Genomic DNA, 26,921 nt, shown 5'->3' with positions numbered 1-26,921 from the left:
GCCCTGCGCTCGGAGCTGGAGGGTGCGCCCCATGCCCCATCCCTATGTCCTGCTGTCCGCCGCCGTCTCCCTCGACGGCTTCCTGGACGACACCGGCCCCGAACGCCTGCTGCTCTCGGGCCCGGCCGACTTCGACCGGGTCGACGAGGTGCGGGCGTCCAGCGACGCGATCCTGATCGGCGCCGGCACCATCCGCGCGGACAACCCCCGGCTGCTGGTCAACTCCGCCGAGCGCAGGGCGGCGCGGACCGCCGCCGGACGCCCGGAGTACCCGCTGAAAGTCACCGTCAGCGGCTCCGGCGACCTCGACCCGGACGCCCAGTTCTGGCGCACGGGCGGCGAGAAGGTCGTCTACACGACGGACAAGGGCGCCGAACGCGCCACCGACGCCCTGCGCGGACTGGACGTCGACGTGGTCCCGATCGGCGCCGAGCTGGACTGGCGCGTCGTGCTCGAACACCTCCACGACGTACGCGGGGTGCGGCGGCTCATGGTCGAGGGCGGGGGGCGCGTGCACACCCAGCTGATGGCACAGGGGCTGGCGGACGAGCTGCAGCTCGCCGTCGCGCCGCTCTTCGTGGGGGAGCCGGACGCGCCACGGCTGTTCGGACCCGGGGGATATCCGCCGGGCCGGATGCGGCTGGTGGAGACACGGCCGGTCGGGGACGTCGTCCTCATCCGCTACGTCCCCACCGCACCCGGGGCGGGCGCTCTCGCCTCCGCCGCGGACCGGCACTGGCTGGGCGTCGCCTGCGAGCTGGCGGCGCTGTGCCCGCCCTCGGAGACGGCGTTCAGTGTGGGGGCGGTGGTGGTGGCGGCCGACGGCACCGAGCTGGCGCGCGGGCACTCACGGGAGGGCGACGACCCCGTCGTGCACGCCGAGGAGGCGGCGCTCGCGAAGATCGATGCCGCGGATCCGCGCCTTCGCTCCGCCACCGTGTACAGCAGCCTGGAGCCGTGCGCGCGGCGGGCGTCCCGGCCCGCGCCCTGTGCGCGGCTGATCCTCGACGCGGGGGTACGGCGGGTGGTCACCGCGTGGCGCGAGCCCGACACGTTCGTGACGGGGGCCGACGGGAACGGTCTGCTCGTGGCCGCGGGGGCGGATGTCGTCGTACTGCCGGAGTTCGAGGAGCGGGCCGTGGCGCCCAATCGGCACCTTCTCGCGGCCGGGTAGGGGCGGCCCCGCGGTCGTCCGCGAAAAGCCTGGTGAATCGGGCCCCGCGGATGGCGTACACTAATTTCAACGACGCGGGGTGGAGCAGCTCGGTAGCTCGCTGGGCTCATAACCCAGAGGTCGCAGGTTCAAATCCTGTCCCCGCTACTGAAGGCCAAGGGCCGGAACTCGGAAACGAGTTCCGGCCCTTGGTTTTTCCCGTTTGCCGTCCCGGGTTTCTTGCCGTCCCGGGCTTCCCGCCGCCCGGCTTTCCTGTTTGCCGTCCCGCCCCGATTTTCCCTGCCGACCCGACTTTCTGTAGTCTTCCGCTCACTATGAGTTGTCCTCGGTGGCTGGTCCGGCGCGCGCCGGCGCTCGCGCTGCTGCTCGCCGCGTGCGCGCTGTTCCTCGGGGTCTGCCACGGCGGTCATGACTTCGTGCCGGACGGCGGGACCGTCGTCGCCCCGGCCGGGCACCACCACGGGCGCGGCGGAGCCGGCGGCGTCCGGTGGTCGGGCTCGGACTGACGCATCCCCCGGTCGGCCCCTCACCACTCGCCCCCCGCCCCCGCGCCGGGAAGCCTGGACGGGTGGGGCAGCAGCGAGGAGGCGCGCAGCGGGCCGAGGAGCCGAACGACGAGCCGAACGACCGGTCCGGTGGGCGATCGCCCGGGGTCCCCGTGCCCGATCCGGGGCTGGGGGACGAGCCGGTGCCCCGCCCGGCCGAGGCGGACCGGAGCCGGATCTCCTGCGCGCGAAACCTCGCCCGGGTGCTGCCCGCGCTGCTCATCCTGGTCGGCGCGTTCTACGACTACTTCACCCCGATGGCCTTCACCGCGGGCCCCCTCTTCACGGCCGCGCCGCTCGTGGCCGCCCCGCTCTTCTCGCTGCGCGGCACCGTGCTCACCGGCATCGCGGCGCTCGTCGCGGTGCTCACGATCCACATCCGGCTCGGCATCGTCTTCAAGGTGGACGCGCTCACGCAGGTCGCCACCGTGGCGACCGTCGGCGTGCTGGCCGTGCTCATCAACATCCTCGTCCGTCGCACCGACGAACGACTGGCCTCGGCCCACCAGATCGCCGAGGCGGCCCAGCGTGCCGTCCTGCCGGAACCCGACCGGCGGATCGGCGGCCTCGACGTCGCGGCGCGCTACGAGGCCGCGCAGGCGGGCGCGTTCATCGGCGGCGACCTGTACGCGGTGCAGGACTCCCCGCACGGTGTACGGCTGGCGGTGGGCGACGTACGCGGGAAGGGCATGGAAGCGGTGGCCGCCGTCGCGGTGCTCATCGGGGCGTTCCGGGAGGCGGCCGAGCAGGAGGCCACGCCGGAGGCGGTCGCGCAGCGGCTGGAGCGGGCGCTGGTCCGCGAGGGCACCCGGCGCAAGGGCCTCGACGCCTTCGAGGGGTTCACCACCGCCGTCCTCGCGGAGATCACGCACGAGGGCGGCCTCGTACGGATCGTCAACCGTGGCCACCCGCCGCCGCTGCTCCTGCACGCGGACGGAACGCTGGTCACGCTCGCCGCCGCGAACCCCGCACTGCCGCTCGGCATGGGCGAGTTGGGCAGCTGGCCGGACCGTGCGCAGGAGGCGCGCTTCCCGCACGGGGCCACGCTCCTCTTCCACACGGACGGACTGTCCGAGGCCCGCGACGCGCAGGGGCGCTTCTACGATCCGGCCGCGCGTCTGGCCGGACGGACCTTCCCCGGCCCCGACGTCCTGCTGGCCACGCTCTCGGAGGAGGTCCGGCGGCACACGGGCGGCGCACTGACGGACGACATGGCACTGCTCGCCGTACGGCGGCCGTAGTCACGGGAAGGGGCGTTCTTGATCGTTGTCACGAGGGGTGATCGGTCGATGTCCCTCCGCATAACAACTGACGCACCGTCAAATAACTGCCGGGTAGGAGGGTGCGGTCAACTCGCCCGATTTCCGCCGCTCATGGCCGGTAAGTCCTGGCCAAAAGTGGTTAATGATCAGTACGAACAGCTTGGAATCCGGTACCCGTGTCTATTAACGTTCGATAACGCAGCGCGGTCGTCCCAGCCGTCACAAGAGTCGGCTCCGTGCGCACGCGCCGAATCCCGCAAGGGAACCGGGGAACCACCAACTTGGGGTGAATCGAGCGTCTTTCGCGGTGGAGACACCGTGGGTTGACGCGCGTAGGAGACCTTCCTGCTCCGAACCCGTCAGCTAACCCGGTAGGCGAGAAGGAAGGAAAGGAGCACGCCCACGTGGCGTCCAACCGGCCCGCCCAGCCCACTTCGTTCCCGCCGAACGACACCCAGACTTTTGGCTACGCCTACGGCAAGGACGAGGGCCCCTGGGAGGAGTGGAACCCCACCGAGGATTCCATCCGCCCCCTCCGCGGCCGGCACCGCGTCTCCAAGCAGCGCGGCGGGGGACTCGCCCGCAGCTCCACGGTCCTGGGCGTCGGCGTCATCGCCGCCGTCGGTGCGGGCGGCATGGCCACCGCGGCGCCCGGCAAGCCGCCGGTGTCCATCTCGCTGCCCGACCTCTCCTCGGTCACCCAGTCCGCCAAGGCGCTGATATCCGACGGCGGTTCCAGCACGCCGAAGGGCTCCGCCACCCCGCTCACCAGCGCCGGCGTGACCAGCGCCGACGCCGCGCAGGGCAACAAGGACGCGGGCGAGGCACTGCGCGCCCGCATCATCCTGCAGGCCGAGTCGCAGCAGGACCAGGTCGACAAGGCGGCCCAGGCCGCCGCCGAGTCCGCCGCGGCGAAGAAGGCGGTCGCCCTGGCCGCCAAGCAGAAGGACGACGCCGAGGCCAAGGTCGCCGCCGCGAAGAAGAAGGCGGACGAGGACGCCAAGCAGAAGGCCGAGGCCGCGCGCCTCGCCGAGCTCGCCAAGAGCTACTCGCTGCCCACCTCCTCGTACACCCTGACCTCCCGCTTCGGCGACGCCGGTTCCATGTGGTCCTCCGGGTACCACACCGGCCTCGACTTCGCGGCCCCCACCGGCACGCTGATCAAGGCCATCCACAGCGGCACGATCACGGAGGCGGGCTGGGCCGGCTCGTACGGCTACCGCACCATCCTCACCCTCGACGACGGCACGGAGCTGTGGTTCTGCCACCAGTCGTCCATCAGCGTCAGCGTCGGGCAGAAGGTGGCCACCGGCGACGTCATCGGGCGTGTGGGCGCGACCGGCAACGTGACCGGGCCGCATCTGCACCTGGAGGTTCACCCGGGCGGCGGCAGCGCGATCGACCCGATGGCGTGGCTGCAGAGCAAGGGCCTCAACCCCTGATCGTTCCCGGGGGCCGTGTGCGGAATACGGCAGTCCGGTACGGCTGTTGAAATAAAGCATGACTTCTCTCCGCAAACTCGGCTCCTCCGACCTCGAGGTCTTCCCGCTCTCCCTCGGCGGCAACGTCTTCGGCTGGACAGCCGACGAGGCGCAGTCCTTCGCCGTGCTCGACGCGTACACGGCCGGGGGCGGCAACTTCGTCGACACCGCCGACGGCTACTCCGCGTGGATCGCCGGCCACACAGGCGGTGAGTCGGAGACGATCATCGGCAAGTGGTTCGCCGCGCGCGGCAACCGCTCCGACGTGGTCCTCGCCACCAAGGTCAGCACCCACCCCGAGTACAAGGGCCTGTCCGCGACGAACATCAGGGCCGCCGCCGACGCCTCGCTGCGCCGCCTCGGCACGGACTACATCGACCTCTACTACACCCACTTCGACGACACCTCGGTGCCGGTCGAGGAGATCATCGGCGCGCTGGACGAACTGGTCCGGGCCGGCAAGGTCCGGGAGATCGCCGCCTCCAACATCTCCGCCGAGCGGCTCGCGGAGTCCGTGGAGTTCTCCGACCGCGAGGGCCTCGCGCGTTACGTCGCCCTCCAGCCGCACTACAACCTCGTCTCGCGCGACACCTACGAGGGCCCGCTCCAGGAGGTCGCCTCCCGGACCGGCCTGGCCGCCGTCCCCTACTTCGCGCTCGCCTCCGGCTTCCTCACCGGCAAGTACCGCCCGGGTACGACGGTCGACTCGGCGCGGGCCGAGGGCGCCGGCAAGCATCTCGGCACCGAGCGCGGCATCCGCGTCCTGGCCGCCCTCGACGAGGTCGCCGGGGCCCATGACGCCGAGGTCGCCACGGTCGCCCTCGCCTGGCTCGCCGCCCGGCCGACGGTCGCGGCGCCCATCGCCTCCGCCCGGACGGTCGAGCAGCTGCCGGCGCTGCTGGCGGTCGCGGACCTGACCCTGACGGACGCGGAACTGGCCAGGCTGACGGAAGCGTCCGCCTGAGGCCTACGACTGGTAGGGGTTGTACGCGGGGTACGGCGTCGCCGGTGCGGGGTACGTGGGGTAGGGGGGCGCACCGGTGGGGTTCGCCTGGCCGGGCACCGGCGCGTAGCCGTACCCGGGCCACGGCGGCGGTACCTGAGGCGGCACGGGTACGGCCGGGGCCGCCGTGTGGGCCGCGTACGCGAGGGACGGGCGGGCGACCTCCCGGCGGCGCCACAGCTCGTGCAGCAACTCCCGCTCCCGTACGACGAAGTCGGCGTTGGCGCGGCCACTGCGCCCCCGGTGCCGCAGAAACGCCAACGAGGTCGCGTAGGCCTCGTACTGCGCGACCGAGCGCGCCGCCGCCTTGCCGAAGTGGTGGGCGGCGTACTCGCGGGCCAGCCGCCGCGCCCGCATCGAGCCGAGCACGTACGGCTCGGGCGGGGTGAGCCACCCGGCCGCCGCGTACGCCGGAAGTTCGGTCCGTACGGTCTTCAGCTCCCGCTGCCGGGTCCAGATGACGAGGAAGGTGAGCAGACCGAACGCGGGCACCATGAACGCCCCGTACACCGCGTAGAAGCCGTACTCCCCGAAGTCCGACGAGCCGTTCCACGTGGAGTGCATGCCCATCGCGAGCAGCAGTCCGGTCAGGGGCAGCAGGACGCGGCGCACGTGCTGGCGCTCGGCGGACAGCGCCGCGATGCCGAAGCCGATGCCGGTGAGCACGGTGAACAGGGGGTGCGCGAAGGGCGACATCACGACGCGGACGAAGAAGGTCGCGGCGGTGACGGAGGTCAGACCGCGGTCACCGTTGAGCTGGTCCGTGCCGAAGGCGGTGCCGAGATAGAGGATGTTCTCGGTGAAGGCGAAGCCGGTTGCGGTGACTCCGGCTATGACGACCCCGTCGACGATCCCCGTGAAGTCCCGGCGGCGGAAGAGGAACACCAGGAGCACAGCGGCGGCTTTCGCGGACTCCTCCACGATCGGCGCTATGACGGTCGCGCCGAGGGTGTCGGCGCTGGTCGGGTCGGCGGTGGCGGTCGCTATCCATTTGGTCGCGAAACTGTTGGCGACGATCGCTATCAGCGCCGCCGCGCAGGCGCCCCACGCGAAGGCGAAGAGCAGGTTGCGCCAGGGCCCGGGTTCCACCCGGTCCAGCCAGCGGAACGCGGCGACGAGGAGCGGCACGGGCAGCACGGCGAGGCCGAGCCCGACCAGGAAACCCTCGGTGCCGGTCTGTTGGCGGACCAGGGCCAGGATGACGAGGCCGGAGAGCGCGAGCAGGGTGATCAGCGCGCCGTAGCGCACCCACTTCCGCTGCCACCAGTGCGCGTGCCGCAGCGCACCGTCGGCCGGCCCACCGGTGGGACCGCCGGGATACGTCGGGTACGGGGGAAAGGTGGCCACGGCATTGACCCTAACGAGGGAGGGGCGCTGCCCGCGACGGCGCCTGGTGGTGTTCGTCCGCGGGTCTTCAGTCGCCGGATGTGTCCTGGTCTCGGTGCTGTACGCGCCGGAACAGGAGGTCGTTCACCACATGACCCTTCTCCAGTCCCTGACCCTCGAAACGGGTCAGCGGCCGGAAGTCCGGACGAGGCGCGTAACCGCCGTCCGGCTGGGTGTTCTCGAAGTCCGGGTGTGCGCTCAGCACTTCCAGCATCTGCTCGGCGTACGGCTCCCAGTCGGTCGCGCAGTGCACGAGGGCGCCGGGCCTGAGGCGGGTCGCGGCGAGGCTGAGGAACTCCGGCTGGATCAGCCGCCGCTTGTGGTGCCGCTTCTTGGGCCAGGGATCGGGAAAGTACACGCGCAGCCCGCTCAGGGAATCCGGCATGAGCATCTCCCTGAGCAGAATGATCGCGTCGCCGTTGCCGACGCGGACATTGGTGAGCCCGTTCTGGTCCGCGAGATTGAGCAGGTTGCCCTGCCCCGGCGTGTGCACGTCGACGGCCAGGATCCCCGTCTTCGGGTCCTCCGCCGCCATCCGCGCGGTGGCCTCACCCATCCCGAACCCGATCTCCAGCACGACGGGCCGCTCGCCCCCGAACAACTCGGAGAGATCGATCACGCGCTGCCCGTCGATGTCGAGCCCCCACTTGGGCCACAGCCGCTGCAGCGCGTCCGCCTGGCCCGTGGTGACCCGGCTGCGCCGCGGCTGGAAGCTCCGGATGCGCCGCTCGAAGTGCGATCCGGCGGGGTCGGCCTTCGGACCATCGGGGAACCGCGGCTCCCCCTTGGCCCGGGCACGCCGATGGGGCTCACCTCCGGCGACGGAGCTGGGCCGGGGCTCTTCGGGGGAGTCAATGGAGTCAGACACAGTGAAGCCGATTTTACGGCGCCCCCGGGAGCAGCCTGCCGCCCCTACCCGTCCCAGAGGCTCCGCCCCGGACTTCCGAACGCCGGACGGCCGAGGCTTTCGGGGGCGCGGGGAACTGCGCGATCGGCCCCCACCGGCCCGCAGACAAAGAACACGCCGGCCCGTCACCCCGTCACGTCCCCGCCAGCACCCCCAGCGCCCTGCGCGCGACCTCACGCCCGATAGGGAGCGACGCCGTGGCGGCGGGCGAGGGTGCGTTCAGGACGTGTACGGTCCGCGGGCCCTCCTTGATGAGGAAGTCGTCCACCAGGGTGCCGTCCCTCAGGACGGCCTGGGCCCGGACACCGGACGAGGCCGGGATCAGGTCGTCCGGCGTCACCGCCGGCAGCAGCCGCCGCACCGCGCCGGTGAACGCCGCCTTGGACACCGACCGCCGCAGCTCCCCCGCCCCGTACCGCCAGTGCCGCCGCGCCATCCGCCAGGAACCGGGCCACGCCACGGCCGTACCCACCTCGCGGGGCCGGACGACCCCCCACCCGTACCCCTCCCGGGCGAGCGCGGGCACCGCGTTGGGTCCGATGTGGACGTCTCCGTCGATCCCCCGGGTGAGATGCACACCGAGGAAGGGGAAGGCGGGATCGGGGACCGGGTAGACCAGGCCGTGGACCAGCTCGGGACGAGCCAGGGAGTAGTACTCGCCGCGGAAGGGGATGATCCGCATGCCGGGTTCGTCCCCGGCCAGGCGCGCGATCTCGTCGCAGTGCAGCCCGGCGCAGTTGACCAGCACCCGTCCGCGCACGATCGCCCCGTCCGCCGTACGGACGGCGACACCGAGTGCGGGCCGGCGGTCGATGCGGACGACCCGCGCCCCGTACCGGATCTCCGCCCCGGAGGACTCGGCGAGCTGCTGGGCCACGGCGACGAAGTCGCACACCCCCGTCGTGCCGACGTGGATCGCGGCGAGCCCGCGCACCTGCGGCTCGTACTCCGCTATCTGGGCGGGGCCCAGCTCCCGCACCGGAATCCCGTTCTCCCGGCCGCGCTGCACGAGCCCGTGCAGACGGGGGAGCTCCGCCTTCTCCGTGGCGACGATCAGCTTTCCGGTGACGGCGTGCGCGATGTCGTACTCCGCGCAGAACTTCACCATCTCGGCGGCGCCCCGCACGGCGTACCGGGCCTTCAGGGAGCCGGGCCGGTAGTAGATCCCGCTGTGGATCACCCCGCTGTTGCGCCCCGTCTGATGACGGGCCGGGCCCCGCTCCTTCTCCAGCACCGTCACCCGTGTGCCCGGCGCGGCGCGCGTGATCGCATACGCCGTCGCCAGGCCGACGATCCCGCCGCCGATCACCAGCACATCGCAGTCGTAAGCGACCCGCACCTGTTCCACCTCCCGGCTTCAAGAGTGCACTGCGCCACTGACAACGCCCTCAAACCCGCGAAGCGCCGGAAGCAGCGCCGTCCGCGCTCCCGTCGGGGCGCGGGGAACTGCGCGCTCAGCCACACACGGCCCGCAGCCGGCCACGGCCTTCCCAGCGGAGCGCCTACGCGGGAGCCATCAGCAGCGGCCGTGCGCGCTCCCTCAGCTCCACCACACGCGGTTCGTCGCCGTAGGGCTCCAGACGGTGCAGAAGGTCCTTCACATACTCCGTCGTGCGCGCGGAGGAAATCCGCCCGGCGACCTCCACCGCCCGTACGCCCTGCTCGCATGCCGCGTCGAGATTGCCCGACTCGAGCTCGGCGACCGCCGACACCACCAGTCGCAGGCCGTGGGAGCGTACGAACTCCTCCGTCGGCTTCGACAGCGCCTGCTCGGTGAAGCGGCGCACCTGGCGCGGCGCCTTCAGGTCGCGGTAGCACTCGGCCGCGTCGGCCGCGAAACGGTCGTACGAGTAGAAGCCGAGCCAGCTCGGGTCGTGGTCGCCGTCCCGGGCCCGCTCCAGCCAGCCCTCGGCCGCCTTCAGGGCCCCGCCGGCCGCCTGGGCGTCACCCGCGCGCGCGTGGGCGCGTGCCTCGACGAGGCGGAAGAAGCTCATGGTGCGGGCGGTGGCGAGCCCCCGGTTGCGCTCCAGAGCGGCCTGGGCGAGGTCGACGCCCTCGTCGCCGAAGCCGCGGTAGGTCGCCTGGAGGGACATGGAGGCCAGTACGTAGCCCCCCAGGGGGACGTCGGCGGCGGCTCGGGCCAGACGCAGGGCCTGGATGTAGTAGCGCTGGGCGGCTTCCTGCTGGCCCGTGTCGAAGGCCATCCAGCCCGCCAGGCGGGTCAGCTCGGCACTCGCCCCGAACAGGGCTCTGCCCACTTCGTCGGAGTAGGCGCCGAGCAGCAGCGGTGCCGCCTCGACCCGCAGACATTCCGGCACCATCGACGAACGCCAGTCGCCACCTCCGTACTTGGAGTCCCAGCGCCTGGCGTCCTCTGCTGCCTCGCGGAGCTTCTGCACATCGCTGTGGCCGACTTTCAGTGGTGCTCCGGAGCCCTCGGAAGGGTTCACGTCCCGCGCCACCGAACTGTCGGCCGGGGTTATCAGCCACCGTGAGGCGGGAGTCGCGTAAGCGCTCACTGCGAAGGATCCCGCCAGGGACTGCCAGATGCCGCCGCTGCCGGCCCGGCGGCCGGCGAGGTCGAGACGGTACAGCTCGGTGGCCGACCGCACCGCCTGCCCGACGTCACGGGGGAAGGCGAGGCCCACTTCGGGCGCGGGGTCCGCGTCCGCCAGACCGATCTCGTGGAGCGGCACCGGGCGGCCGAGCTTCTGACCGATGGCGGCCGCGATGAGATGCGGCGCCGCACCCTGCGGCACCATTCCCTTCGACACCCAGCGCGCCACCGACGTCTTGTCGTAGCGAAGAGTCAACCCGCGTTGAGCGCCAAGATCGTTGACGCGCCGCGCGAGTCCTGCGTTGCTGATTCCCGCGAGGGCGAGAACGGCGCCGAGTTTTTCGTTCGGCCCGCGTTGCTCCCTGGACATGCGCCACCCCTCGACACAGACGGCTGCCGCGCTGGCATAACCATGCGGCATTCGTAAACCCAGCGTAGTTCGCCGCATCCCAAGCGTTAAGGGGCGTTGTTCCGGATGGCGAGATTGTGGTCCGTACGGAAGTACGGACGGTTGCATCGTGCTCCCGCTGTGTGGCTGTGCGCCCGTCCGTGCGCTCTTCTCCGGCCACCGGGGGAGCGCTTCCATGGATCACGCGTGGGTCGGCCCGCTGTACTGGATCCAGTGGGCTGGGGGACACCGCCGCCTACATCCCCGCGGGCGGCGGACCGGTCCGGGAGGCGAACTCCGCCTCCCGGACTGTGCGTTGTCCAAGCGGTGTGCAGGTCCTGTACGGAGCGTGTGCGCGCCTGTCCGCCCGCAGCCGATTTGGCCGAAAATCGACGGTGGCCTGTGCGGGCAAATAGCCCTCCTACCACGCCACTTGAGGGCGCATGAGGTGCTTTCGGGGAGCGTATCGGGGGCGCATTCGCGTCGCCGATCCACCCCCGCCCACTCGTCGTTCCCAGTGAATCTCTTGTGATCGCCTTGCTTCGGGCGGGTGTTCGCATCTGCTTCGGATCGGCTTTGCAGCGGCCTCCCAACGGCGCGAACGTATTCGCGGGGGCGCATTCCAGGGGGCGCAAGCCGCCGCAGGGGCCCTCCCGTTCGCGGTCTTCGTGGCAGCATGGAGCCGAGTTCGTACGGTGCACTGGTTGTCCACAGCCTGTGGAGGCGTCGATGCGGTGGTTGGTGGGGTGGAGCAGTACCGCCGCCAGAGCGCCCGAGATCGGCTTGGCGGGCGCCACCGGAAGCGACGGCGAGACCGTGCACCCGGTGGGCTCCCAACTCCTGTGGGGCGACCCCGATCCGCTCTGGGCGGTCGGCGACTGGCGCCCTGACGAGGTCCGCGTCATCAAGGCCGACGCGCAGAACAGGATCGCCGTCCTCGGCACCTGCGGGGCGAGCGACGAAGAACTCAAGGTCGGCCTCTTCGCCGCGCGCGGCGGCGCACTGCGCCACCTCACCGCATGGTCCGGCAGTTACACCGCCGTCGTCCAGGTCGGCCGTCGCACCACCGTCGCGGGCGACCTCGCGGGCGCGCGGCCCGTCTTCCACACTCCCTGGGCGGGCGGTACGGCCTACGCGACCGCCGCCCTGCCGCTGGCCGACCTCATCGAGGCCAACCTCGACTTCGGGCACCTGGCGGCCCTGCTCGCCGCCCCCGACGTACCGGCCGCGGTCCACGACTCGACCCCGTACGACGGCGTACGACGCATTCCGCCGGGACACGCGCTGATCCTGCGCGCGGGTGCCCGCGAGGTCGCCGGCTACGAGCCCGTCGCCTCCCTCGCCGTCGCCGCGCCCACCGCGGACCCCGACAGCGCGGTGGACGGCGTCCGGGACGCCCTCGTGGAGGCGGTACGCGCGCGCCTCGCCGCTCCCCGGCACGTACCCGGGACCGACATCGACCCCGGGCCCGTGCCCGGGATGGGCCCCGCGGAGCGGCGCGCGGCGCGCGGGATGCCCGTACCGGGAATCGGGGCCGATCTCTCCGGAGGGCCCGCCTCCGGGACATTGGCCCTGCTCGCGGCGGGGCTGCCGGGGGCGCCCGGCACGGTCCTCGGGCACGGCACGGGCGCCGGTGAGCGGCTCCTCGCCGTCACCTTCAACGACCTCGCCGTCCGCGGACGGGAGGCCGAGGTGGAGCGGGCCGGGACGCTCGCCGCGAACCCCCGGCTGCACCATGTGGTCGTCGCCGGGGGCGAAGAGACGCTTCCGTACGCCGACCTGGAGGGGCCGCTGACGGACGAGCCGGGGCCGTCGCTGGTGACGGCGGCGCGGCACCGTGCGCGGCTGTCCTCCGGCAGCGCGGACCACTTCACGGGATACGGCGCCCGGCAGGTCCTGGACGCGCACCCCGCGCGGCTGGCCGACCTGCTGATGGACCGCAAGAGACGCCATCTGGTCCGGCCCGTCGCCGCGTTGGCGAAGGCGGACGGTTCCGTCATGGTTCCCGCGCGCGTGTACGGCGCCGCGCGCAAGCTCGCCCGTACGCCGTACCGGACCGGCGTCGACGTCCTCGCCGACCGGCTGCTGCACCGGCGCTTCGACGAACCGGGAGGAGCGGTGGGTGCGTCACTGGCTGCGCTCACCTGGGCCAGGCCTGGTCCCGCGGCGCGTTGGCTGACCGGTGAGGCGCTGGCTGAAGTATCGGTTCGCCTACAAGGAGCCGCAGGTCGGACGGGGGTGGTCGGTCCCGGGCAGCGGCCCGGTGACTTCCGCGCCCGGGCGGCGCTCGCGCGCCACGCCGCCGATCTTCGCGTCCTGGAGCAGGCCGCCGAGATCCGCTTCCAGCGGCTGCACGCGCCGTTCCTGGACAACCAGGTCGTCCGCGCGTGCCGGGAGTTGCCGGAGGCGCTGCGGGTCCAGCCCGGGGCGCGCGCCGCGATCCTGCGGACCGTCCTGGAGGGCGCCGGGGTGGCCGATCTGCCGCCAGGCTGGGGCGCGCCGTCGCACGCGTCCTCGGCGGCGGCAGCGCGGACGGGGTTGCGGGTGGCCGCGGATTCCCTGATCGCTTTGTTCGACACTCCTCTGCTGGCGCAGGCGGGGCTCGTGGAGGCACGGGTCGTCCGCAAGGCCCTGCGGGCGGCCGCGGCGGGGGAGCCGCTGCCGCTGGACGGGCTGGCGGATCTGGTCTCCCTGGAACTGTGGCTGCGCCGTCTGCTGGCCCGCCGCGGCACATGCTGGACGGGCACACCGGCCCGCCAACGGGCCGTACCCGCGGGGATCGTGCCACAGGGGCGGGCGTTGGGGGCGGGGGCCGGGGGGCGGGGCTAGCGGTCGGGGGGGGGCGGGGCTCGCGGCCGGGTCGCCCCTGGCTCGTCGCTGGGCCGTCGTTGGGTCGGGGCCGTGCCGGTACGTCGAGCCCGTCGCCGCCGGATCAGGCCTTGCCCTACAGGGAGCCGCTTCCAGACCCGAACGTAAGCGACGGGCTTGCGACGCACCGGCCCGGCCCCTTCGGCGCGTGGGCGGCTGCGGGCCGGTGGGGGGCGGTGGGGGCCGATGGGGGTCGGTGGGGTCGATCGCGCAGTTCCCTGCGCCCCCAAGGCGGGGCTTCGCCCTCGCATCCGGCGCCCGCCCGGATTCGTTTGGCTGCGGGCCGGTGGGGGTTGTTCGGCGCAGTTCCCCGTGCCCCTTGGCCGGGGCTTCGCCCCGCATCCCCCGCGCCCCTGAAGGGGCGCTGGCGCGCTTCTTTCAGCCTGTCCGGCGTTTGAGGACGAGGCCGTTCAGGCCGATAGGGGGCCGGGGGCGCAGCCCCGGCCCAGGGGCACGGGGAACTGCGCGATCGGCCCCCACCGGCCCGCAGCCGACGAACCCACCCGGGGGTCTGGGGGCGGAGCCCCCAGGTTGAGGATGGGACGGGTAGGGGCGGCGGGGGCGGAGAACCTGGGCGTAGGCCCGCCGGGGAAAGCCTCGGCCCTGCGCACCGGGCGAGGTGAGAATAGGCGGGTGCGGTACAGAATCCTGGGGGTCGCCCAGGCGGAGGATGATCAGGGGGCCCCGGTCGCGCTGGGCGGCCCCCGGGTACGCGCCTTGCTCACGGCGCTCGCCCGACGAACGGACCGCACGACCACCCCCCAGACCCTCATCGACGAGGTATGGGCGGACGACCCCCCACTGGACGCCCCGGCGGCGTTGCAGGCCCTGGTCGGCCGCCTGCGCCGGGCGATCGGCAAGGACGCGGTCGCCTCGGAGACGGGCGGCTACCGGTTGCGGGCGACCAAGGACGACGTGGACCTGTTCGTCTTCGAGCGGCAGGTACGAGAGGGCAGGGCCGCCCTCGACCGCGGCGACGCGTCCACCGCCGCCCACACCCTGCGCGACGCCCTCGCCCTGTGGCACGGCCCGGCCCTCGCGGACCTCCCCGACCGGGACGCCGCCACCCGCCCGGACGCGCTCCGCCTGGAGGCGACGCGCACCCGCATCGACGCGGACCTGCGACTGGGCCGCGCCCCCGACGTCGTACCGGAGTTGAAGGAGCTGACAACCGCCCACCCGTACGACGAGGCCCTGCACGCCCTGCTCATCCGCGCCCTGCGCGACGCGGGCCGCGGCGCGGACGCGCTGGCCGCGTACGAAGGGGTGCGCCGCGCCCTCCAGGAGGGCCTGGGTGCGGATCCCGGCGGGGAACTGCGGAGACTGCACGCGGAGTTGCTCACCCCGGCGGGATCGGGCGCGCCGGGGCCCATACCCGTACGTGTCGACCATCGCGTACGGCGGGACGGGGACGGGGACGGGGCGGAGGCGGCCGCGTCCGGTGGTCGGCGCGTTGACACCGGCTCCTTCGAAGAGAGACCGACCCCGCACCCGACCGAGGACGGACACCTCCGCCCCGACCCACGCCTCGACCCCGAACGCACCGGCAACCTCCGCCCCCGCCTGAACTCCTTCGTCGGCCGGGAACCCGAACTCGACGCGATCCGTTCGGATGTGCAGAGGGCACGCCTGGTCACGCTGACCGGACCGGGCGGTTCGGGAAAGACCCGCCTCGCCGAGGAAGCCGCCGCCGGGCTTCCGCAGGCCTGGCTGGTCGAGCTGGCCCCGCTCGACCGGCCCGAGGCGGTCCCGGGCGCGGTGGTCAGCGCCCTCGGTCTGCGCGAGACCGTGTTGATGACCCACGAGATGGCGATGGTCGGCCAGGACGACCCGCTCGGCCTGCTCGTCGAGTACTGCGCCCCGCGCAGCCAGCTCCTGATCCTTGACAACTGCGAGCACGTCATCGGCGCGGTCGCCGAACTCGCCGAGACCCTGCTCACCCGCTGCCCGGGGCTCACCATCCTCGCCACCAGCCGTGAACCCCTCGGCGTCCCCGGCGAGCTGGTGCGCCCGGTCGAGCCCCTGCCGCCCGACCCCGCGCGCCGGCTGTTCATGGAGCGCGCTGCGGCCGTACGTCCCGACGCCGACGCCGCGCTCCACGACTCCGAGGCGGTGGACGAGATCTGCCGACGGCTCGACGGCCTGCCCCTGGCCATCGAGCTGGCCGCCGCGCGCCTGCGGCTGCTGACACCCCGCCAGATCGCCGACCGGCTCGACGACCGCTTCCGGCTGCTCACCTCCGGAAGCCGCACGGTGCTGCCCCGCCAGCAGACCCTGCGCGCCGTCGTCGACTGGTCCTGGGACCTGCTCGACGAACGGGAGCGGGCCGTGCTGTGCGAGGCGTCCGTCTTCGCGGGCGGCTGGGACCTCACGGCCGCCGAAGCCGTCTGCACCGGTGCCATCACCGGTCCGGTCGCCGGTGGCGTGGCCGAACTCGTCGGGGCGCTCGTCGACAAGTCATTGATCGTCGCGACCCCGTCCGCCGCCCCTTACGACGAGGACGGTGTCGGCGGCGGCATGCGGTACCGCATGCTGGAGACGATCCACGAGTACGCCACCGAGCGCGCCGCCGAAGTCCCCGAGCTGCGTGCCGCCGCCGAGCGGCGCCACCGCGCGTGGGCGCGTGACCTCGTCGAGAAGGCCGAGCCACTGCTGCGCTCCGCCGCGCAGCTGCCCTGGATCCACCGCCTGGAGACAGAGCTCGACAACATCCGGGCGGCCCTGCACCGCGCGATCGTCGCCGGTGCGGAGGAGGACGCCGGCGCGATCGTCCTCGCCATGGGTTGGTTCTGGTGGCTGCGCAACTTCCGCCGCGAAGGCGGGGAATGGACGGACCGCCTGCTGCGGCTGGGCGCGGCGCTCGACGCGAGGGGCGTCGTGTCCGAGGCGAACCGGTCGTACGGCGGGGAGGGTGACGACGGGTGCGAGGGGCGTGACGGTGGCGGCGGTGGTGTCCTCTTCGCCGACCTGGACCGTTTCGATCCGCTGGCAGCCTTCCTCGCCGCCCCGGACCACGAGGAGTCCCATCCGCTGCACGGCATGCGGATGCGGGCGCGCATGCTGCACCTGTTCATGCTGGTGGAGACCGATCCGTTGGACGCAGGGGCGTATCCGTGGATTGCGGAGTACATCGTGCGGGTGCGGGACTTCTTCGAGAAGGGCGGTCCGGACGCGGCGACCATGCCGGGCATCGTCTGGCCGTTGACCGCCTTCTTCCTGAGCGGTTGGCACGACGTGCGTCCGTCGATGGACGCGGCGCTCGCCAACTGCCGAGCGTACGGCGGAGAGTGGGAGATCGGCGTCACCCTGATGTTCCGTACGCACATGGTCGTCGACGCCCCGGGTGGCATGCAGGGCGTGGACGACGACCTCGCGGAGCTGCGGGTGCTCAGCCGGCGCGTGGGCGACCGCTGGGTGCGCGCCCAGGTGTGCAGCGCCGCGGGGGAGGCGGCCATGGCGCGCGGTCTCTACGACGAGGCCAAGGGCGAGTACGAGGAGGCACTGCGGCTGGCCTTCGAGGTCGGCGCGTACGCCGAGACGCCCTTCCTCATGGCGCGGCTGGCCGAGCTCGCCTACCGCGCGGGCGAGCGCTCGCAGGCGCTGACCGCCCTGGACGAGGCCAACGCCGCGGCCGAGCGGTACAGCATCACGGACTCCGGCGCCTTCGTCCGTCTGCTCCGCGCCCAGCTGGCCCTGGACGACGGAGAGGTCGCCTTCGCGCGCGAACAGTGGGAGCAGGCGTGCGAGATGACCGCCCGCGGCACCCCGCCGCCGCAGTTCATGGCGGCGCTGAACTGGGTCGAGGCGCTCGTGACGGCCGCCGAGTCCGGTCTGGAGCCCGGCCTGCGCAAGATGGTCGACGCGTTGGCCACGGCGGTGACGGGGCGGTGCGCCGACGTGGTGACGGCGAGCTTCGTCGAGAGTGCGGCGGGCCTGCTGTCCGAGCTCGGCGACCATCCCCGAGCGGCCCGTCTGCTCGCCGCCGGTACTTCCTGGCGCGGCGGTCTTCCCCGTCCCACCCAGGAGCGCACCGGCGCCGAGCGCACGGAGACCGCCGCGCGTGCCGCTCTCGGTCCCGTCCGTCATGAGTCCGAGCGGACGACGGGCGCGGGCTTCACCCAGGCCGACGCCCTGCGGGAGCTCGCGGAGGCGCTGAAGGAATACGAGTAAGGATTACGCGTAAGGAGTACGCGTAGGCGGCGAGGGAATGTCGCACCTCGCTTCGACGCACCTCACCGGCACTGGAACGTGGACTCCGCCCAGTCCGCCAGGGCCACCGCGTCGAATCTCGTGTGCGGTTCGACGGCCAGCCGAATCGTTTTGAGGCCGGTGAGGTTCACATGCACGGGGATCGCGGGGTCGCCGCCCTTGACCAGTGGCGACTGCCACAGGCGAGCTCCGTCGGCGTACACGGAGAAGCTCACCTGGCCGAGGCCCGGCGTCAGGTCGTCCACGCCGATCAGCGCGTCGTACGCCGAGCAACTGCGGTTGAGGTCGATGGTGACCGAGGACTCGCCGTGCACGGTCACGCCGTGGGTGTATCGCTGACCCGCGATCGACACCCCCCACCGCTGCCACATCCAACTGCTCTCGCCGAGCCGCATCTCGGGCTTGGTGTGGTCACCGGTGACGTCGTACTTCAACTCGTTCCACTGGTAGACGACCGGTGCGGGAGGAGGCGGCGGGGTGGGCGTGGGGGTCGGAGTGGGGGTGGGCTTCGGATTCGCCCGCGTCGGGGTGGGGGACGGCGAGGGCGTGGGCGTGGGCTTCGAGGTGGGCCGGGGAGTGGGAGTCGGGGTCGGGCTGGGCGTCGGTGCGGGGGCCACCACCGGGGGCTGTGGCGCGGGCTTCTTCGACGGAGTCGGAGTCGGAGTCGGCGTCGGCTGCGGCGCTTCGACCACCGGCGAGGTCCCCGGCGGCTTGGCCTCGGGCTTCTTGACCGGGCTGCCGTTGCCGACGAGGGCGAGTGCCACCGCCGCCGCGGCCACCGCGACGACTCCCGCCGCGATACCGGCCTTGACCGGCGCGCCGAGCCCCTCCGAGGCGGCCGCGCCGCCCCCGGCGCTCGCCCCGCCCGAGCCGCCGCTCGCCGCCGCGGCACCCGCCGCCCCGGCCGCGCCCGCTCCGGCGCCACCGGCGATGAGCGCGACGGCCTTCGCGTACCCGGCGGCACCGAACCAACCGATGACTGCGACCGGCACGACCGCGGGGATCCCGCTGGCGACTTCCTTGATCTGGCCCGCGGCCAGCCGGCACTTGGCGCATTCCTCCAGGTGCTTGCGCAGTCCGCGCTCGGCCCGGGTGCGCAGGCCGCCGCGGGCGTAGGCGCCGAGCCGGTCGGCGTAGCGCGCGCACTCCTCGTCCATGGTGAGCGTGATGCTGACGTGTGCCTGGAGGTAGGCCTGTTTGAGGCCCTCGCGGGCGCGGCTGGCCAGGACACGGGTGCCGTTGGCGTCGAGCCCGAAGAGCGTGGCGACCTCGCTCGGGGACTCGTCCTCGACCTCCGTGTGCCACAGCACGGCCTGCCAGCGCTCCGGCAGCGACCGGAACGCCTGCATGGCCATGGACTGCTCGGCCTCGTGCATCGCCCGTACGTCGGCGCCCAGGTCCAGCGTGTCGTCGTCGGACACCGCGGAGGTGCGGGAGGACTGCGCGGCGAACACCGCGAAGTCGTCGACCAGTTGCTCCCGTTTCGCGGACTTCGTCCAGCTCGCGGCGACGCGGCGGACCGTGGTGAGCAGATACGCGCGTACGGCGTGCTCGGGGCCGTGGCCGCGCCGGACCGCCTGGAGCATGCGGGCGAACACCTCGGCGGTGAGGTCGTCCGCGGTGTGCGCGTCCCGGCAGCAGGTGCGGGCATAGCGACGGACGGCTTCCGCGTGACGGCGGTACAACTCCTCGTACGCCGTGTCGTCGCCCGCGCGCATCCGCCCGATCAGATCGGCGTCGGAGGGCGGCAGCTCGATCGGGGGCGGCAGGGCGTTCCCGCCGTCACGCCGGTCGAACCGGTCGCGCTGCGCCGGAACGCTGGGGTCCCTTGGAGCGCCCGAAGCGCCTGAACCACCCGAAGCGCCTGAAACACCCGGCGTACCCGAGGGTTCCGAGGTGATGCCCGACGGGCCGCCCTGGCTCGGGACCTGCCGCGAGGGCGACCCGCCGGCCTCCGCGCCACCGTCACCGAGTGACTCGTCCCGCCCGTCAACGCTCATCGCGGAAAGCCCCCGCCTGCACACTCGGACCCGAATACCGGGACAGAGTGCCACACGCTTCAGGGGCGGGACCCCACCGCACGGACCAACCACTCGTCCGTGGGGACTTGCCACACGACAGCACTAGTGGTCACTCGTTTGGGGAATAGTCAATAAACGCTCCCCATAAGGCAGTTGCGTTATGGCCGGAATGTACGGACCCCGAGCTCCGTCCCCTCGGACTCCGTCACCCCGGCCACCGTCACGCCGGCCGCGAGCGCAGCCCCTCCAGCAGGATGTCCAGCAGCCGGGCCGAGGCCGCGGCCTGCTGAGCGGCATCCGGCAGCGAGGGCGCCGCCGTGGCTATGACCAGCAGTACGTCCGCCACGGTCACGTCCGCCCGCAGCTCGCCCGCCGCGCGCGCCCGATCCACCAGCCGGCCCACCACGTCGAGCAGCGCGGCCGCACCGGCGTCGTCGGCCACCGCGGCCATGGCCTCCTCCTCGGGCGACGACCGCTGCTCGACGAGCCGGAGCTCGTGGGCGAGCTGGGACCGCTGCTGCGGCACCCGCGCCTCGTCCGCCGAGGGCCCCTCCTCCGCGACGCCGACCCGCAGCACCTGCGGCGGCAGCAGCCGCCCGGCACCCGAGGCCACCGACGTACGCAGGAAGCGCGAGAGCGCCGACCACGGCTCGTCCTCCTGACCGAGCGCCGCGCGCGCCTGGTCGGTCAGCCGGGAGGTCTCCTCCTCGGCTATCCGACGGACCAGGACGTCCTTGCTCGGGAAGCGCCGGTACACCGTGCCGACGCCGACCCGGGCGCGCCGCGCCACGTCCTCCATCGGCGCGCCGTACCCCAGCTCGCCGAAGACCTCGCGCGCCGCGCGCAGTACGTGCTCCAGATTGCGCTGTGCGTCCACCCGTAGCGGCGTCGTCCGCGATCCGTCCACCGGACCGCGGCCATTGCCGCCCGTTGCCGCGCCGATCGTGCCACCGGACGCGATGGCAGACGCGGAAGACCAATGAGAGTCCTGAATGTGCATAAGCGTTCCCCCGGTAATGACGTCTCCCCCCGGAGACTCTCCCCGCCATTGGAAGCCGGAGCGTGCGGAACAAGCTTGATTCACGAACCCGTCGTGCGGACTCGTCGAGCGCATCCCCCTACACCCCGTCGACACACGAACATAGTTGAGTGGGGGTCAATTCAGAAGGGGCAGGTTCCGCACGGAGCGCCCCCCGATCGGAGTACGGGTCGGATACCTCCCGATTGCGCCCCCTCCGAACCCCCCGATCACCCCCGCTGACCTGCGCACTCTTCCCGCACTCCGGCAAACCGGCCAACCCCTCGGGCCCCCGGCCGTCGGTCACACAAATTGTCGAGCCTGTGGACAAACTCAAGAGCGGGGTGCGTCATGGGATGGTGAAGGAACCTGTGCGCATTCTCATCGTCGGCGGCGGCTACGTCGGGATGTACACCGCCCTGCGCCTCCAACGAAAGTTGAAGCCGGAACTGAATCGGGGCGAGGTCGAGATCACCGTCGTCTCCCCCGACCCCTATATGACTTATCAGCCGTTCCTTCCCGAAGCCGCCGCGGGCCTGATCTCGCCGCGCCACGTGGTGGTCCCGCTGCGCAGGGTCCTCGACGGGTGCCGGATCCTGATCGGCGAGGCCCACAGCATCGACCACGCCAAGCGCACCGCGACGCTCAGCACGCTCGCCACCGCCGAGGAGGGCGCGGGCACGGAACAGATCACGTACGACGAACTCGTCCTCGCCCCCGGCTCGGTCTCACGCGCCCTCCCGATCCCCGGACTCGCCGACTACGCCATCGGCTTCAAGACCATCGAGGAAGCCATCGGGCTGCGCAACCACGTCATCGAGCAGATGGACATCGCCTCCTCCACCCGGGACCCCGCGATCCGCGACGCCGCCCTGACCTTCGTCTTCGTGGGAGGCGGTTACGCGGGCGTGGAGGCGCTCGGCGAACTCGAGGACATGGCCCGCTACGCCGCCCGCTACTACCACAACGTCAACGCCGACGACATGAAGTGGATCCTCGTCGAGGCCTCGAACCGCATCCTCCCCGAGGTCGGCGAGGAGATGGGCAAGTACACGGTCACCCAGCTGCGCCGCCGCAACATCGACGTACGCCTCGAGACCCGCCTCGACTCCTGCGCGGACCGGATCGCCGTCCTCAGCGACGGCGCCCGCTTCCCCACGCGCACGGTCGTGTGGACCGCCGGCGTGAAACCGCACCCGATCCTGGCCGCCAGCGACCTCCCCCTCAACGAGCGCGGCCGCCTCAAGTGCACCCCCGAGCTGACCGTCGAAGGCGCCCCCCACGCGTGGGCCGCCGGAGACGCCGCCGCCGTCCCCGACGTCACCGCCGAGGAGCCCGGCAAGGAGACCGCGCCCAACGCCCAGCACGCGGTGCGCCAGGCCAGGGTCCTCGGCGACAACATCGCGCACTCCCTGCGCGACGAGCCCCTGGAGACGTACTCCCACAAGTACGTCGGCTCGGTCGCGTCCCTCGGGCTGCACAAGGGGGTCGCACACGTCTACGGGCGCAAGCTGAAGGGCTATCCTGCCTGGTTCATGCACCGCGTCTACCACCTGAGCAGGGTCCCGACCTTCAACCGCAAGGCCCGCGTGCTCGCCGAATGGACCTTGGCGGGGCTCTTCAAGAGGGAGATCGTGTCCCTCGGATCGCTCGAACATCCTCGAGCGGAGTTCGAACTCGCGGCCGGTGGAAAGCATCCCATCGACCCGAAGCTCGACCCGAAGGGGTCGTCCTGACCGGACCCAGGAACTCCACCGATCAGGCAGGCGTCTGACGGATGTCGGTCCGGTCGGCCAGACTGGTCCCGACCTTGGGCGGGCCGACGGTTCGCTCTTCGCACCCACAGGCTTCTTCCCCAGCGCCGCATTTCCCGGGTTCCGATCAGGGAGGCAGCGCTCCAGTGGCTCCGGCCCCGGGCCGGACCCCCGGCCGGATCCGGAGCCGACCGGAGACGACGATCACGAGGCAAGGATTCGGTGAACTTCACCCGCTGGAGCGCCCGGCTCCCCGGAACGCAGCGCCGCGCCGCGGCGCGAACCGAACACACGGCCTCCCCGGACCGCCGAGGCGAGGGCTCCGTGCCCGCGGCCCGCGCCGAGCAGCTGACCGACGACGCGCCACCCGTCCCCGCCGTCGACGACCTGCCCGTGCGCGAGGTCCTCGACCGCGTCCCGGCCCTCGTCGCCCTCGTGCACGGCCACGACCACCGCCTGGCGTACGTCAACGACGCCTATGTGGCGGCCTTCGGCGCCCGACCCGTCGGCGAACCCGCACGCGAGGCGCTGCCCGAGCTCGCGGAGATCGGCCTGCTCCCGCTCCTCGACCAGGTGCTGCGCAGCGCCAAGCCGCGCACGGTCAAGTCCCGCAAAGCACCCGGCGGCCGCTCGTACACCTTCACCTGCACGCCCGTCGACGCCACCCCGGACGGCCAGGACGGCGGCGTACTCGTCTTCGCCACCGACGTCACCGACCACGCCGAGGCCGCCGAGCGACTGCGCGCCAGCGAGCGCCGCCAGCGGGAGACCGCCGTCACCCTCCAGCGCTCCCTGCTCCCTCAGGAGCTGGAAGAACCCGACGACCTGCGCGTCGCCGCCACCTACCAGCCCGGCGGCACCGAGGCCGCGGTCGGCGGCGACTGGTACGACGTGATCACCCTCGGCGGCGGCCGCACCGCACTTGTCATCGGCGACGTGATGGGCCGCGGAGTGCGGGCCGCGGCCGTCATGGGGCAACTGCGCACCGCCGTACGCGCGTACGCCCGCCTCGACCTGCCCCCGCACGAGGTCCTGCAACTCCTCGACGGACTCGCCACGGAGATCGACGCCAACCAGATCGCCACCTGCGCGTACGCCGTCCACGACCCCAACGAGGGGAGGCTCGTCTACGCCTCCGCGGGCCACCTCCCGATCCTCGTCCGCGACGAGCACGGCACCGTGATCCGCGCCGACGAACCCACCGGGCCGCCGCTCGGCACCGGCGGCTGGATGCACGCCTCCGGCTCGGTCCCGCTGGGACCCGGCTCCACGGCCGTCCTCTACACCGACGGCCTGGTCGAGCGCCGCGACGAGGACCTCGACGAGGGGATCGCGTCCCTGGAGCGCGCCCTCGCGGGGGCGACGGGCACTCCCCAGGTCGTCTGCGACCGCCTCGTCCGCTCCGCGGGCGTCACCGCCGACCACGACGACGACGTGGCCGTCCTCGTCCTCCAGCACCCCGCCCGTACAGGCCCCGACGGCGAGCTCTTCCGCAACGCGGCCCTGGAGCTGCTGGGCGGGGTGGAAGCGGCTCCCCGCGCGCGTGCCTTCGCCTCCGGCGTGCTGACGAGTTGGCGTTTCCCGTCCGACCTCCATGACCTCGGCGTCCTCGCGACCAGCGAACTGGTCGCCAACTCCCTCCAGCACGGCACCCCGCCGATGCGCCTCCGGCTGCGCCGCACCGACCGCCGCCTCATCATCGAGGTCACCGACGGCGACGACCATCTGCCGCGGCGGCGTCGCGCCGAGCCCGCCGACGAGGCCGGGCGCGGTATCGCGATCGTCGCGACGATCGCTTCCGGTTGGGGATCGCGGCGTACACCCGGGGGAGGCAAGGCGGTCTGGTGCGAGTTCGCCCTCCCCCGCACCGCCGGCTGACCCCTGCCCCCAGGTGGGTCCCTCGAAATACAGGAAACGGCTGCCACCACGGTGAAACGTGGTGGCAGCCGTCGTGCGAACGTCGTACAGACCTCCGTCAGGCGTTTGCCCGCACCGGCTCCGCGGGTGCCGCCCCGCCCTGAGCCACCACCCGACTCTTCGCCAGCCACGGCTGGTTCTGTACGGGGCTCAGCTGCCGCCCGAGCCGCAGCGCCAGGAACGTGATACCGAGGGAGAAGAGCAGGAACGTCACGACGTACGGACCGTGCAGCGAGGCCCCCATCGGACCGCCCACAGCCGGACCGACGGCCAGCGCGAGCTGCTTCACCAGGGCGAAGGCGGAGTTGTACTGGCCTGCCAGTCCCGTCGGCGCGAGATCCGCGACCAGCGGGGCGACCGTCGGCGACAGCATCGCCTCGCCGAGTCCGAACAGCGCGTACGTCGAGACGAACGCCGCCGTGGCCATCGTCTGGCTGCCGTGTCCGAGCCCCGCGTACCCGGCGGTCAGCCACGCCACGGCCCAGATGAGGCCCACCGCCGCGATCACCCGCGACCGCTTCCGGCGTTCGACGAACTTCAGCACCGCGAACTGCGCCACCACGATCATCGCCGTGTTCGCCGCCATCGCCGTACCGAGCGCGGAGGTCGAGATCCCGGCCGCCTCGACGCCGTACGCGGACAGCCCCGACTCGAACTGCCCGTAGCAGGCGAAGAACAGCACGAAGCCCAGTACGGACAACTGCACCATGGCCCGGTTGCCCAGCAGCCGCTTCCAGCTGCCGCCCTCGGCCTGCGGCGCGTCCCCCTTGATCCGCGGCGCGTGCGGCACCCGTACGGTCGCCATGATCACGACCAGCACCAGGAACATCGCCGCTTCGATCGCGAACAGCAGCGTGAACGAACTCGCGCGGGTCGTGTCGACGATGTGGCCGCCGATCAGACCACCCACGCCGAGCCCGAGATTCTGCAGGAAGAACTGCGTCGCGAAGGCGCGCGACCGTGTGTCCGCCGTCGAGCAGTCCACGATCATCGTCGCCAGCGCCGGCTGCATGACCGCTTGTCCCGCACCCAGCGCCGCCGCCGACAGCAGTACGGCCGTGGCGTTGCTCGCGAGCCCCAGGCTCAGCGCCCCGAAGGCGGCGGTGACCAGGGCGGTGAGCAGGACCGGCAGCGGGCCGCGCAGGACGATGGCCCGCCCGGCGAACGGCAGCACCACGAGAGCGGCCACGGCGAAGACGGCGAGCACGAGGCCCGCCGTCATGGAGCCGAGTCCCCGTACCTGCGCCACATAGACGTAGAGGAAGGGGACGGTAAAGCCGAGCCCGAACGCTCCGAGTGCGTTGCCCACGTGGATCCGGCGCATCGCTGCGCCCATCGCCCTGGTCACTTTCACCTGCCTTGGTAGTGAAGCTTCGGCATGCATGGATGCAGCCCTGAAGACTTCGAAGCTAAAGTTAGATATTGAACTGTACAGCTCGAAGGACTTCAATGCCAAGCGAGCCCGTGCGATACTTCGGACATGGGCGACACCCCCGGCGTCACTGCGCCGACAACCGAGCCGACACTCGACGAACAGATCGCCGCCTACCAGCGCGAGTTCCGGGACCTCGACCCCCAGGTCGAGAAGATCGTGTCGGCGCTCGGCCGCCTCAACCGCCGTATGAACGTCGCCTACGGCCGCCAGACCGCCACCCTCGGCATCAGCAACGCCGAGTGGGAGGTCCTCAAGGCCCTCGTCCTGTCCGGCGAGCCCTACCGGATGGGTCCCAGCGACCTCGCCAAGCGGCTCGGCCTGACCCCGGCCGCGATGACCCACCGGATCGACCGGATGGTCGCGGAGGGTCTGGTCACCCGGGAGCGCGACGAGTCGAACCGTGTCCGCGTGATCGTGGAGCTCACGGAAAAGGGGCGCGAGAAGTGGCTGGAGGCCATGCGCCTCGCCACGGTCTTCGAGGAGGACCTCCTCCAGGACCTGTCCGCCGACGAGCGCGGTGTCCTCGGTGAGGTTCTGACGCGTCTTCTACGACGCGTGGAGCACGCCCAGCCGGACGCGGGCGGCCGGCTCAGCGACCTCGAATAAAAGATCTTGACAGGGATGGTTGACATCACCCTGCTGGATCCGTAAGGTTCTTCGAGTTGCCACCGGGCCGTAACGGTTCTGCGGTAGCACCTCCGCCGCAGTAGCGGCACCCAAACCACCAGCACGATCTCCCAAACGGGTGAATTCGGTGTGCCCGAATTCAATTCGATTGGGGCGCGGCGGTCCGATTAGGAACTGCCGAGAGGATCCGCTAAAGTTTGGGATGTCGGAACGGCCCAAGGGCTGGGAAGACAAGCCCCACTGACTGGGAATCAGGCCCGAAAGGATCTGATAGAGTCGGAACCGCCGGAAAGGGAAACGCGAGAGCGGGAACCTGGAAAGCACCGAGGAAATCGGATCGGGAAACGGTCTGATAGAGTCGGAAACGCA

The 26,921-nt window shown here is 72.1% G+C and carries 17 protein-coding genes, 1 tRNA gene and 1 riboswitch; of the genes, 11 read left to right on the top strand and 7 right to left on the bottom strand.

The window, feature by feature from the left end; translation table 11 throughout:
• The first annotated feature begins 31 nt into the window (after positions 1-31).
• From ACFZDJ_RS45175 to ACFZDJ_RS45150, 6 genes are all read left to right on the top strand, one after another.
• Positions 32-1,174 (top strand): dihydrofolate reductase family protein, encoded by a 1,143-nt coding sequence (locus tag ACFZDJ_RS45175; protein WP_385386773.1) that lies wholly within the window; start codon positions 32-34, stop codon positions 1,172-1,174.
• Between the two features lie 73 nt (positions 1,175-1,247).
• Positions 1,248-1,321, top strand: a tRNA-Met gene (locus ACFZDJ_RS45170).
• A 167-nt stretch (positions 1,322-1,488) separates the two neighbouring features.
• Positions 1,489-1,680, top strand: a complete 192-nt coding sequence (locus ACFZDJ_RS45165) for a hypothetical protein (RefSeq protein WP_390938001.1) — start codon at positions 1,489-1,491, stop codon at positions 1,678-1,680.
• Positions 1,681-1,742: 62 nt separating this feature from the next.
• Positions 1,743-2,960 carry a SpoIIE family protein phosphatase gene (locus ACFZDJ_RS45160; protein ID WP_391068171.1) on the top strand — a complete coding sequence of 406 codons (1,218 nt, stop codon included), beginning with the start codon at positions 1,743-1,745 and terminating at the stop codon, positions 2,958-2,960.
• A gap of 256 nt (positions 2,961-3,216) precedes the next feature.
• Positions 3,217-3,374: riboswitch (cyclic di-AMP (ydaO/yuaA leader) on the top strand.
• Positions 3,375-3,385: 11 nt separating this feature from the next.
• Positions 3,386-4,423: a M23 family metallopeptidase gene (locus tag ACFZDJ_RS45155; RefSeq protein ID WP_168509485.1), complete on the top strand. Its 1,038-nt coding sequence runs from the start codon at positions 3,386-3,388 to the stop codon at positions 4,421-4,423.
• Positions 4,424-4,481: 58 nt separating this feature from the next.
• The gene (locus ACFZDJ_RS45150; RefSeq protein ID WP_168509484.1) at positions 4,482-5,426 is read left to right on the top strand and encodes an aldo/keto reductase; all 945 of its coding nucleotides are present in this window, start codon (positions 4,482-4,484) and stop codon (positions 5,424-5,426) included.
• A 3-nt stretch (positions 5,427-5,429) separates the two neighbouring features.
• Here ACFZDJ_RS45150 and ACFZDJ_RS45145 read toward each other — a convergent pair whose 3' ends face one another.
• The 4 genes from ACFZDJ_RS45145 to ACFZDJ_RS45130 all read right to left on the bottom strand — a co-directional run bounded on the left by ACFZDJ_RS45145 (position 5,430) and on the right by ACFZDJ_RS45130 (position 10,685).
• Positions 5,430-6,812: a PrsW family glutamic-type intramembrane protease gene (locus ACFZDJ_RS45145; protein WP_391068168.1), complete on the bottom strand. Its 1,383-nt coding sequence runs from the start codon at positions 6,810-6,812 to the stop codon at positions 5,430-5,432.
• A 67-nt stretch (positions 6,813-6,879) separates the two neighbouring features.
• The gene (gene trmB, locus ACFZDJ_RS45140) at positions 6,880-7,719 is read right to left on the bottom strand and encodes a tRNA (guanosine(46)-N7)-methyltransferase TrmB (protein WP_391068165.1); all 840 of its coding nucleotides are present in this window, start codon (positions 7,717-7,719) and stop codon (positions 6,880-6,882) included.
• A gap of 172 nt (positions 7,720-7,891) precedes the next feature.
• Positions 7,892-9,097 (bottom strand): L-2-hydroxyglutarate oxidase, encoded by a 1,206-nt coding sequence (lhgO, locus tag ACFZDJ_RS45135; protein WP_391068162.1) that lies wholly within the window; start codon positions 9,095-9,097, stop codon positions 7,892-7,894.
• 163 nt (positions 9,098-9,260) lie between these two features.
• Positions 9,261-10,685, bottom strand: a complete 1,425-nt coding sequence (locus ACFZDJ_RS45130) for an MFS transporter (RefSeq protein ID WP_099921857.1) — start codon at positions 10,683-10,685, stop codon at positions 9,261-9,263.
• 747 nt (positions 10,686-11,432) lie between these two features.
• Between ACFZDJ_RS45130 and ACFZDJ_RS45125 the strand changes: the two genes are divergently transcribed.
• Positions 11,433-13,532, top strand: coding sequence for an asparagine synthase-related protein (locus ACFZDJ_RS45125; RefSeq protein ID WP_101404222.1), 2,100 nt, complete (start codon positions 11,433-11,435; stop codon positions 13,530-13,532).
• Positions 13,533-14,204: 672 nt separating this feature from the next.
• On the top strand, positions 14,205-17,741 hold the full coding sequence (locus ACFZDJ_RS45120; RefSeq protein WP_391068159.1) for a BTAD domain-containing putative transcriptional regulator: 3,537 nt from the start codon (positions 14,205-14,207) through the stop codon (positions 17,739-17,741).
• A 62-nt stretch (positions 17,742-17,803) separates the two neighbouring features.
• Here the strand turns inward: ACFZDJ_RS45120 and ACFZDJ_RS45115 are convergent, their stop codons facing one another.
• Together ACFZDJ_RS45115 and ACFZDJ_RS45110 are read right to left on the bottom strand one after the other, a co-directional pair.
• Positions 17,804-19,780, bottom strand: coding sequence for a sigma-70 family RNA polymerase sigma factor (locus tag ACFZDJ_RS45115; protein WP_391068156.1), 1,977 nt, complete (start codon positions 19,778-19,780; stop codon positions 17,804-17,806).
• A 241-nt stretch (positions 19,781-20,021) separates the two neighbouring features.
• The gene (locus tag ACFZDJ_RS45110; RefSeq protein WP_168509478.1) at positions 20,022-20,801 is read right to left on the bottom strand and encodes a TetR/AcrR family transcriptional regulator; all 780 of its coding nucleotides are present in this window, start codon (positions 20,799-20,801) and stop codon (positions 20,022-20,024) included.
• 374 nt (positions 20,802-21,175) lie between these two features.
• Here ACFZDJ_RS45110 and ACFZDJ_RS45105 point away from each other — a divergent pair, with 374 nt between their 5' ends.
• Together ACFZDJ_RS45105 and ACFZDJ_RS45100 are read left to right on the top strand one after the other, a co-directional pair.
• The gene (locus tag ACFZDJ_RS45105; protein ID WP_390937988.1) at positions 21,176-22,555 is read left to right on the top strand and encodes an FAD-dependent oxidoreductase; all 1,380 of its coding nucleotides are present in this window, start codon (positions 21,176-21,178) and stop codon (positions 22,553-22,555) included.
• Positions 22,556-22,795: 240 nt separating this feature from the next.
• Positions 22,796-24,451: a SpoIIE family protein phosphatase gene (locus ACFZDJ_RS45100; RefSeq protein ID WP_168509476.1), complete on the top strand. Its 1,656-nt coding sequence runs from the start codon at positions 22,796-22,798 to the stop codon at positions 24,449-24,451.
• Positions 24,452-24,548: 97 nt separating this feature from the next.
• On the opposite strand, the gene ACFZDJ_RS45095 is transcribed toward ACFZDJ_RS45100, so the two are convergent.
• On the bottom strand, positions 24,549-25,826 hold the full coding sequence (locus ACFZDJ_RS45095; protein ID WP_391068339.1) for an MFS transporter: 1,278 nt from the start codon (positions 25,824-25,826) through the stop codon (positions 24,549-24,551).
• A gap of 144 nt (positions 25,827-25,970) precedes the next feature.
• Here ACFZDJ_RS45095 and ACFZDJ_RS45090 point away from each other — a divergent pair, with 144 nt between their 5' ends.
• Positions 25,971-26,531, top strand: a complete 561-nt coding sequence (locus ACFZDJ_RS45090; protein WP_385389079.1) for a MarR family winged helix-turn-helix transcriptional regulator — start codon at positions 25,971-25,973, stop codon at positions 26,529-26,531.
• The last annotated feature ends 390 nt before the right edge of the window (positions 26,532-26,921 follow it).

Source organism: Streptomyces sp. NPDC007896 (assembly GCF_042959425.1).
Taxonomy (GTDB): domain Bacteria; phylum Actinomycetota; class Actinomycetes; order Streptomycetales; family Streptomycetaceae; genus Streptomyces.
Note: the sequence above shows the minus strand (reverse complement) of the source record. Positions and strands in the feature narration are given on the sequence as shown.